Raw genomic sequence first — 9,124 nt, 5'->3', positions numbered from 1 at the left:
CGGGCCTGGACGGCGGCCAGGTGGCGGCGGCGCACGGTGCCGTCGCGGAGCGGGCCGGTCAGGATCCGCGCTGCGGCCACCGCGTCGGCGACCGCCAGGTTGATGCCGACACCACCGATCGGCGACATCGCGTGCGCCGCGTCGCCGATCATCAGCAGCCCGTCGGTGTACCAGCGCCGCAACCGGTTCAATTGCACGTCAAGGAGTTTCACGTCATCGAAGGACTCCACCGTGGTCAGCCGGTCGCCGAGCCAGGGCAGCAGGCTGGTCACCTCGCGGCGGAACGCCTCGATGCCCTCGGCGCGCATCGGCTGATCGGCGCCCTTGCGGATGAGGTAGGCGATCTGGAAGTAGTCGCCGCGGTCGATCAGCGCGCAGCCGTGACCGGACCGGAAGATGCCGGTCAGCCCATGCGGGTCGGAGTCGTGGCGCGGCAGCCGGAACCACCACACGTCCATGGGTGCGCCGAAGCTGCGCCTCGGCAGTCCCGACGCGTCGCGCAGCGTCGACCCGCGGCCGTCGCACGCGACGGTGAGCTCGGCCCGCAGCTCGCGCTCCTCCCCGTCGGCGCCGCGGTAACGCACGCCGGTGACCCGACCGCTGCCGCCCCGCAACGGTCCCAGCACCTCGCTGCGGCGCAACAGCCGGAACGTCGGTTCGGCGTCCGCCGCCCGGGCCAGCAGCTCGAGGAAATCCCACTGCGGAACCAGCGCGATGTGCTGGTGTGCCCCCGGCAGGTGATCGAGCCCCACCCTGAGCGCCGTGTCCTGGATCGTGACGTTCACCTCGTCGATCAGGCGGTGCGGCACGCGGGCGAACTCGCCGGCCAGACCGAGCTCGTCGAGCAGCCGCAGCGTGCTGGCGTGCACCGTGTCACCGCGGAAGTCGCGCAGGAAGTCGGCGTGCTTCTCCAGCACGGTCACCGCGACGCCGCCGCGGGCGAGCAGCAGGCCCAGCATCATGCCTGCGGGGCCGCCACCGGCGACGACACACGTGGTGGACTCGACCGGGCCGGACATCGCCACATTGTCCGTCACCGAGGGCCGGGCGCCTAGCGTCCGTCGCCTAGTGTTGTGTCCGTGGGTGCATTCCTGAGCTGGTGGGACGGCGTCGAGCTGTGGCTTTCCGGTCTCGGGTTCGTGTTCCAGACGGTGGTGGTGATGCCGGTGGTGCTGGTGCTGGCCTACGGCGCCGCCGTGGTCCTGGACGGCGGGCTCAACCACGGCACGCGGCTGCTTCGCCGGATCCGGCATGACGAAACGGACCACATGTGAGCGGGCTGCCGCGGTCGCGGGTGACATTGGCGCTGGTCGTCCTGGTGCTGTTGGTCATCGTCACCTGGTGGTTGACCCGCTGACCGGGCCCACTCCCCGAGTGGCGGGTGCGCCCCACTCTGTTATTCTTCGCGCCATGCAAGCAGCGTCCGGCACCACCGAGGGGCACATCGTGGCCCTCATTGCCGTGGGTTGCGCTGTTGCAGACGTTTTCTGTTGTTGTCGCTGACCTCATTCCGTCCTGCGGTCTGGTGTCGGTAGTCGGCTGACGCCGTCTGGTGACAAGACAACGCCTTTCCGCTGTGGCGGGTACATCCGTATCCCACCCTCCGAAAGGTCATCCATCGTGAACACAGGCACCCTCGTCAAACGCTGGCGGCAAGCGGCCGTCATCGGCGCCGCCGCGACGCTGCTGGCGGCCTGCGGTGGCGGCTCCAGCGACGTCGCAGGCGAGGGCAGCAGTGACGCCGACACGACGCTCACCCTGGTCGCCTTCGCGGTGCCCGAGCCGGGCTGGTCGAAGGTGGCGCCCGCCTTCGCCGCGACCGAACAGGGCAAGGGCGTCGCGGTCACCGGTTCCTACGGCGCGTCGGGTGACCAGTCGCGCGGCGTCGAGTCCGGCAAGCCCGCCGACGTGGTGAACTTCTCCGTCGAGCCGGACATCACCCGCCTGGTCAAGGCCGGCAAGGTGGCCGAGGACTGGAACAGCAATGCGCTGAAGGGGATTCCGTTCGGCTCCGTGGTGAGCCTGGCCGTTCGCGAGGGCAACCCCAAGAACATCCGCGACTGGAACGACCTGCTCAAGCCGGGCGTCGAGGTGATCACGCCCAGCCCGTTGAGCTCCGGTTCGGCGAAGTGGAACCTTCTGGCGCCGTACGCGTTCGCCAGCAACGGCGGGCAGAACCCGCAGGCGGGCATCGACTTCGTCGACAAACTGGTCACCGAGCACGTCAAGCTGCGCCCCGCGTCCGGTCGCGAGGCCACCGACGTGTTCAAGCAGGGCAGCGGCGACGTCCTGCTGGCCTACGAGAACGAGGCGATCAACTTCGGCCTCGAGTACGTCAACCCGTCCCAGACGTTCAAGATCGAGAACCCGGTCGCCGTGGTGAACACGAGCCAGCACCTCGATAAGGCACGGGACTTCGTGAACTTCCAGTTCACCCCCGAGGCGCAGAAGATCTGGGCCGAAGCCGGCTTCCGGCCCGCCGATCCGAAGGTGCTGGCCGAGTTCACCGACAAGTACCCCGCCCCGGCGAAGCTGTGGACGATCGACAACCTCGGCGGCTGGAAGAAGGTCGACGCCGAACTGTTCAACAAGGACAACGGCACCATCACGAAGATCTACCAGAAGGCCACTGGATGACCACCGGGCTCGATCGCAACCCTGAGGCGATCCGGCCCGAACTCTCCGGCGACGGGGACCCGGGCCCTCGCCGCCGCCCCCTGATCGGCGGCTACGGCAGCACCGGCCTGCGAGTAGGCGCCGCGACGCTGTGGCTGTCGCTGATCGTGCTGCTGCCGCTCGGCGCGATCCTGTGGCAGTCGGTGGGTGGCGGCTGGGAGGCGTTCTGGTCGGCGGTCACCTCGCCCGCCGCCATCGCGTCGTTCCGGGTGACACTGACGATCTCGATCGGCGTCACCGTGGTCAACGCGGTGTTCGGGCTCCTGGTGGCCTGGGTGCTCACCCGTGACCAGTTCCCCGGCAAGCGGTTGGTCGACGCGTTGATCGACCTGCCGTTCGCGCTGCCGACCATCGTCGCGAGCCTGGTGATGCTGGCGCTCTACGGGCCGGCCAGCCCGGTCGACCTGCAGTTGCAGCACACCAAGTGGGGCGTCGGCATCGCGCTGCTGTTCGTCACGCTGCCATTCGTGGTCCGCTCCGTTCAGCCGGTGCTGCTCGAACTCGACCATGAGGTGGAGGAGGCGGCGGCGTCGCTCGGCGCGAACAACTACACGATCCTGACCAAGATCATCCTGCCCGCGCTGCTGCCGTCGCTGCTGTCGGGGGCCGGGCTGGCGTTCTCCCGCGCCATCGGGGAGTTCGGGTCGGTGGTGCTGATCGGCGGGGCGGTTCCGGGTGAGACCGAAGTGTCCTCGCAGTGGATCAGGACGTTGATCGAGAACGACGACCGCGTCGGAGCCGCGGCGATCTCGATCGTGTTGCTCGCCATCTCGTTCGTGGTGCTGTTCATCCTGCGGGCGATCGGGTCGCGCGCGGCCAAGCGAGAGGCGCTCGCACGATGACCCTGTCCCCGTTCGTCACCCGCCTGCTGCGGTTCGTCGCGCTGGCCTATCTCGCCGTGCTGGTGATCGTTCCGGTCGGGCTGATCCTCTGGCGCACATTCGAACCCGGCATCGGCGAGTTCTTCAGCTCGATCACCACGCCCGCCGCACTATCGGCGTTGCAGTTGTCGCTGCTGGTCGTGGCGATCGTGGTGCCGCTCAACGTGCTGTTCGGCGTGCCCACCGCACTGGTGTTGGCGCGCAACAAATTCCGGGGCAAGAGCATTCTGCAGTCGATCATCGACCTGCCGTTCGCCGTGTCACCGGTCGTCGTCGGCGTGGCGCTGATCCTGCTGTGGGGGACAGCCGGGCTGTTCGGGTTCGTCGAGAACGATCTCGGGCTGAAGATCATCTTCAGCTTCCCCGGAATCGTCCTGGCGAGCATCTTCGTCACCGTGCCGTTCGTGATCCGTGAGGTGGAACCGGTGCTGCACGAGATCGGCACCGACCAGGAGGAGGCGTCGGCCACCCTCGGCGCCCAGTGGTGGCAGACGTTCTGGCGGATCACGTTGCCCTCGATCCGGTGGGGGCTCACCTACGGCATCGTGCTGACCATCGCAAGGACGCTCGGCGAATACGGCGCGGTGATCATGGTGTCGTCCAATCTGCCCGGGCTGTCGCAGACCATGACCCTGCTCGTGTCCGACCGGTACTTCCGTAACAACGAGTACGGCGCCTATGCCATCTCGACCCTGTTGATGGGCGTGGCGGTGCTGGTGCTCGTCGCCCAGGTGATCCTCGACGCCCGGCGCGCCCGGGCCGCAAAATAGGTTTCAAGGAGAGCAGAACCATGACCAATGCGATCACCATCACCGGAGCGAACAAGCGCTACGGCGACTTCGCCGCACTGGACAACGTCGACTTCGTGGTGCCTGACGGATCGCTGACCGCGCTGCTCGGGCCGTCGGGGTCGGGCAAGTCGACCCTGCTGCGCGCGATCGCGGGCCTGGACCAGCCCGACACCGGCACCATCACCATCAAGGGCCGCGACGTCACCAATGTGCCGCCGCAGCGTCGCGGAATCGGTTTCGTGTTCCAGCACTACGCGGCGTTCAAGCACCTCACGGTGCGGGACAACGTGGCGTTCGGCCTGCGCATCCGCAAGCGCCCGAAGGCCGAGATCAAGGACAAGGTCGACAACCTGCTCGAGGTCGTCGGGCTCGCCGGCTTCCAGACCCGCTACCCGAGTCAGCTCTCCGGCGGCCAACGCCAGCGCATGGCACTGGCCCGGGCGCTGGCCGTCGACCCGGAGGTGCTGCTGCTCGACGAACCGTTCGGCGCCCTGGACGCCAAGGTCCGCGAAGACCTGCGGGCGTGGCTGCGCCGGCTGCACGACGAGGTGCACGTCACCACGGTGCTGGTGACGCACGACCAGGCGGAGGCGCTCGACGTCGCCGACCGCATCGCGGTGCTCAACAAGGGCCGCATCGAGCAGGTCGGGTCGCCGACCGAGGTCTACGACACTCCTGCCAACGCGTTCGTGATGTCGTTCCTGGGGGCGGTCTCCTCGCTCAACGGCACCCTGGTGCGGCCCCACGACATCCGGGTGGGGCGCAACCCCGAATTGCCGATCGCCGAGAGCGAGACGGTGAAGTCGACCGGGGTGGTGAAGGCGATCATCGACCGCGTAGTCGTCCTGGGCTTCGAGGTTCGCCTCGAGCTGACCAACGCCGCCACCAAGGCCCCGTTCACCGCGCAGATCACCCGCGGTGACGCCGAGGCACTCGGCCTGCGCGAGCGGGACACGGTGTACGTCCGCGCGACCCGCGTGCCGGAGATCCCGGGCGGCGCGGAACTACCCGAGACCGAAGAGGCGGAGCTCGGCGCGACGACCAGCGCCTAGGGGCGTCCGGCTAAGCGGCCACCGCCGACGAGGTCACCTCGTCGAAGCGGTCCAGCACCGTGGCCGCCACCAGGTTGTGCGAGCCCAGCGGCTCGGCCATCGTCATCGCTTCGCGCGCGGCGAAGCCGGCCACCCGATCGGTGATCCTGCCGGGCGCCAGGAACCACGGCACGATCACCACGCGGTCGGCTCCGCGGTGACGCAGCGCGGCGGCGGCCTGCGCCGGCGTGTTGTGCGGGACGGTGGCGAACGCCACTTCGGCTCCTGCCCAACGGGTTCCGACCGCCAAGGCGTGCGCCACGGCGGCCGTTCGGGCGTTGGCCGCGGCACTCGACGATCCCACCGCGGCCACCAGAACCCCGAGCCGTTCGTCGTCGGGTGACACCCCGGCCTCCGACAGGCGTTGCCGTGCCACGGCCAGCAGCGCGGGATCCTCGCCGAGGACGGCAGCCTGCCCGGCCCGGCAACCGGACTCGGCGATCATCGCCGGGATGTCGGTCCTGGCGTGGAACGCGTCGGCGAGCAGGAACGGCACGACGACGCCGTCCGGTGTCTGCCGCAGCACCTCGCCCAGCCGCGGACCGGTGTGGTCGAGAAACGCGGCGCGCACGTCCAGCCACGGCCGCAGACGCCGGATCCGGCCCGCCACGGCGTGGGTGACCTCCGCCGACCGCGGGTCGGCGGAGCCGTGGGCGGTCAGGATGAGGGTCGGCTCGGGCCGCGGGGGACTGGGCCGCGTCACGACGCGTGCAGCCCGCATTCCGTCTTGGCCAGGCCCTGCCAGCGGCCGCTGCGCGGGTCGGCGCCCTCGATCGGCTTGGCCGTGCACGGCGCGCACCCGATCGACGGGTAGCCCTCGTAGACCAGCGGGTTGACCAGCACCCCGTTGGTGTCGATGTAGGCCTGCATGTCGTCGTCGCTCCAGGCGGCCAGGGGGTTGATCTTGACCAGTCCGAACGCCTTGTCCCAGCTGATCAGCGGGGCGTTGGCGCGGGTCGGGGCCTCCACCCGGCGGATGCCGGTCACCCACGCCGAGTAGCCGCGCAGCGCCTTGCTCAGCGGTTCGACCTTGCGCATCCGGCAGCACTCGTTGGGCTCCCGCTCGAACAGATTCCTGCCGAACAGCTCGTCCTGCCTGGCCACCGAGTTCTCGGGCGCGACGTTGACGACGTTGACGTCGTAGACCGCCTCGACCGCGTCGCGCGTCCCGATCGTCTCGACGAAGTGGTAGCCGGTGTCGAGGAACAGCACGTCGACGCCGGGTCGCACCTTGGCGGCCAGATCCACCAGCACCGCGTCCTGCATGTTCGACGCGACGATGTAGTTGCCGCCGAAGTTCTCGTCGGTCCAGCGCAGCAGGTCGCCGGCCCCCGCGTCGGGTCCGAGTTCGGCCGCGCCGCGTTCGGCCAGCGCCTGCAGGTCGGTCTCCGTCATGAGATCGCTCATCGATTTCCTCCGCTCGTCACGCGGGCGCTCACCGCAGATCTGCGTCGTCGGCCCGCAGCGCCCACGTAGCGAAACGCTCGCCGTCCTCGCGTTGTTTCACGAAATTGCGCACAACCCGCTCGATGTAGTCGCCGAGTTCGGTCGCGAGCACTTTGTGCTGACGCAACTTGCGGCCGAAGCCGCTGTCCAGGCCGAGGCTTCCGCCGAGATGCACCTGGAATCCCTCCTCGGGTCCGTTGCCGTCGTCGATCATCTGGCCCTTGAACCCGATGTCGGCGACCTGGATGCGGGCACACGAGTTCGGGCAGCCGTTCAGGTTGATCGTCACCGGCACATCGAGCTGGGCGTTGATGTCCTCCAGCCGCTTCTCCAGCTCGGGCACCAGCACCTGGGAGCGGCTGCGGGTCTCGGCGAAGCTCAGCTTGCAGTACTCGATGCCGGTGCAGGCCATCAGGTTGCGCCGCCAGTGCGACGGTGTGGACGGCAGCCCGAGCGCGTCCAGGCCGGCGCGCAGCTCGTCGAGCTTGTCGTCGGGCACGTCGAGCACGATCAGCTTCTGGTAGGGCGTGAAGCGGATCCGGTCGCTGCCGACGGCCTCGGCCAGGTCGGCGACCTTGGTCAGGATGGTGCCGGACACGCGACCGGCGATCGGGGCGACGCCGACGGCGTTCAGCCCGTTCTTGAGTTTCTGCACGCCGACGTGGTCGATCGGGCGGGTCACCGGGTCCGGCGCCGGGCCGTCGATCAGCTTGCGGCCGAGGTACTCGTCCTCGAGCACCTGGCGGAATTTCTCGACGCCCCAGTCCTTGATCAGGAACTTGAGCCGTGCCTTCGCCCGCAGCCGGCGGTAACCGTAGTCGCGGAAGACGCTGACCACGCCCTCCCACACATCGGGCACCTCGTCGAGCGGCACCCACGCGCCGACCCGCTGGCCCAGCATCGGGTTGGTCGACAGGCCGCCGCCCACCCAGAGGTCGAATCCGGGACCGTGCTCGGGGTGGTTCACGCCGATGAACGCGACGTCGTTGACCTCGTGCACCACGTCCTGGAGGCCGGAGATCGCGGTCTTGAACTTGCGAGGCAGATTCGAGTACTCCGGCTTGCCGATGTAGCGCTTGACGATCTCGTTGACCGCAGGCGTGCCGTCGATCACCTCGTCGAGGGACTCACCGGCCAGCGGGGAGCCCAGCACGACGCGGGGGCAGTCGCCGCACGCCTCGGTGGTCTGCAGGCCGACGGCGTCGAGTCGCTGCCAGATCTCCGGCATGTTCTTGACGTCGATCCAGTGGTACTGGATGTTCTGCCGGTCGGAGATGTCGGCGGTGTCCCTGGCAAACTGGGTCGAAATCTCGCCTAATGTGCGCAGTGCCGCGGCGCTCAGCGCGCCGCCGTCGCTGCGGACCCGCAGCATGAAGTACTCGTCTTCGAGCATGTCGGTGTTCTCGTCACCGGTCCAGGTGCCGTCGTAGCCGGGCTTGCGCTGGGTGTAGAGGCCCCACCAGCGGAAGCGGCCGCGCAGGTCACCCTTGTCGATGCTGTCGAAGCCGCCCTCGGCGTAGATGTTCTCGATCCGAGCCCGCACGTTGAGCGGGTTGTCGTCCTTCTTGGCCTGCTCGTTGGCGTTGAGCGGTTCGCGGTAGCCCAGCTTCCACTGGCCCTCGCCGCGGGGACGCTTGGGGGCCCTGGCCTTGGGCGAGGTGGGGGTTTCGGTCACGGGGTGTGGCTCCTTCGGAGGAGCCGGCGTACGGAACGCGCTGTTCACCGGTGGCTGTCCGGCGGCGCAGATCCGGGGCCAGCTGGAAGTTCAGGTGGGCAGGTCTACGGCACTAAGGCAGACAACACGAGGTACATACGCGCTTGAAATCGACATGCCGACGCACCACCAGCGAGACGCGGGGGAACTGGGCGGCAGTCACGCACCCGATTGTGCCACGAATTGCGCCGACCTCCCTAACCGGGCCAGATTTGCGCTCACGGTGAGTGAAAGGGTGCACTGGCGAGATCAGGGAAAATGGCGCCATGACCGTCAACGCCGCGCCGGCAGGCCGGCCCGTGCTGGCCGCGACGCCGGGCCGGCCGTTCGGCATCTACATCCATGTGCCGTTCTGCGCGACCCGCTGCGGGTACTGCGACTTCAACACCTACACGCCGTCCGAGCTGGGCGGCGCCAACCCGGACGGCTGGTTGGCGGCGCTGCGCGTCGAGCTCGACATGGCGGCCGCGCAGCTGGGTGTGCCGCCCGCGGTGCAGACGGTGTTCGTCGGCGGTGGCACGCCCT

Annotated in this window: 9 protein-coding genes and 1 pseudogene; 6 read left to right on the top strand and 4 right to left on the bottom strand. The window is 68.9% G+C overall.

Annotated elements, in window-relative coordinates; genetic code table 11:
• On the bottom strand, positions 1 to 1,019 hold a 1,019-nt coding region (locus Q2100_RS27185), incomplete at its 3' end, for an FAD-dependent oxidoreductase (protein WP_302916556.1).
• A gap of 60 nt (positions 1,020 to 1,079) precedes the next feature.
• On the opposite strand from Q2100_RS27185, the gene Q2100_RS27180 reads away from it, so the two are divergent.
• The 5 genes from Q2100_RS27180 to Q2100_RS27160 all read left to right on the top strand — a co-directional run bounded on the left by Q2100_RS27180 (position 1,080) and on the right by Q2100_RS27160 (position 5,400).
• On the top strand, positions 1,080 to 1,274 hold the full coding sequence (locus Q2100_RS27180) for a hypothetical protein (protein WP_264014431.1): 195 nt from the start codon (positions 1,080 to 1,082) through the stop codon (positions 1,272 to 1,274).
• 346 nt (positions 1,275 to 1,620) lie between these two features.
• On the top strand, positions 1,621 to 2,637 hold the full coding sequence (locus tag Q2100_RS27175) for a sulfate ABC transporter substrate-binding protein (RefSeq protein WP_302916555.1): 1,017 nt from the start codon (positions 1,621 to 1,623) through the stop codon (positions 2,635 to 2,637).
• Positions 2,634 to 3,518 carry a sulfate ABC transporter permease subunit CysT gene (cysT, locus tag Q2100_RS27170; protein WP_264014429.1) on the top strand — a complete coding sequence of 295 codons (885 nt, stop codon included), beginning with the start codon at positions 2,634 to 2,636 and terminating at the stop codon, positions 3,516 to 3,518. The genes Q2100_RS27175 and cysT overlap by 4 nt, the downstream gene beginning before the upstream one ends.
• Positions 3,515 to 4,327: a sulfate ABC transporter permease subunit CysW gene (cysW, locus tag Q2100_RS27165; RefSeq protein ID WP_302916554.1), complete on the top strand. Its 813-nt coding sequence runs from the start codon at positions 3,515 to 3,517 to the stop codon at positions 4,325 to 4,327. Before cysT ends, cysW begins: the two co-directional genes overlap by 4 nt.
• A 20-nt stretch (positions 4,328 to 4,347) precedes the next feature.
• A complete protein-coding gene (locus Q2100_RS27160; protein ID WP_302916553.1) occupies positions 4,348 to 5,400 on the top strand; it encodes a sulfate/molybdate ABC transporter ATP-binding protein in 1,053 nt (350 codons plus the stop codon).
• Positions 5,401 to 5,410: 10 nt separating this feature from the next.
• Here Q2100_RS27160 and Q2100_RS27155 read toward each other — a convergent pair whose 3' ends face one another.
• Genes Q2100_RS27155 through Q2100_RS27145 form a run of 3 tightly spaced genes read right to left on the bottom strand, consistent with a single transcriptional unit; the run spans position 5,411 to position 8,560 of the window.
• Positions 5,411 to 6,160 (bottom strand): sirohydrochlorin chelatase, encoded by a 750-nt coding sequence (locus tag Q2100_RS27155; RefSeq protein ID WP_302916552.1) that lies wholly within the window; start codon positions 6,158 to 6,160, stop codon positions 5,411 to 5,413.
• Positions 6,139 to 6,846 (bottom strand): phosphoadenylyl-sulfate reductase, encoded by a 708-nt coding sequence (locus Q2100_RS27150; RefSeq protein ID WP_302916551.1) that lies wholly within the window; start codon positions 6,844 to 6,846, stop codon positions 6,139 to 6,141. Before Q2100_RS27150 ends, Q2100_RS27155 begins: the two co-directional genes overlap by 22 nt.
• Before the next feature lie 28 nt (positions 6,847 to 6,874).
• Entirely contained in the window at positions 6,875 to 8,560 is a 1,686-nt protein-coding gene (locus Q2100_RS27145) for a nitrite/sulfite reductase (protein WP_302916550.1), read from the bottom strand.
• Between the two features lie 305 nt (positions 8,561 to 8,865).
• Here Q2100_RS27145 and Q2100_RS27140 point away from each other — a divergent pair.
• Positions 8,866 to 9,124, top strand: a pseudogene (locus tag Q2100_RS27140) (radical SAM family heme chaperone HemW); the annotation flags it as partial.

The sequence above is a fragment of the Mycolicibacterium arseniciresistens genome (assembly GCF_030519285.1).
Lineage (GTDB): Bacteria > Actinomycetota > Actinomycetes > Mycobacteriales > Mycobacteriaceae > Mycobacterium > Mycobacterium arseniciresistens.
Note: the sequence above shows the minus strand (reverse complement) of the source record. Positions and strands in the feature narration are given on the sequence as shown.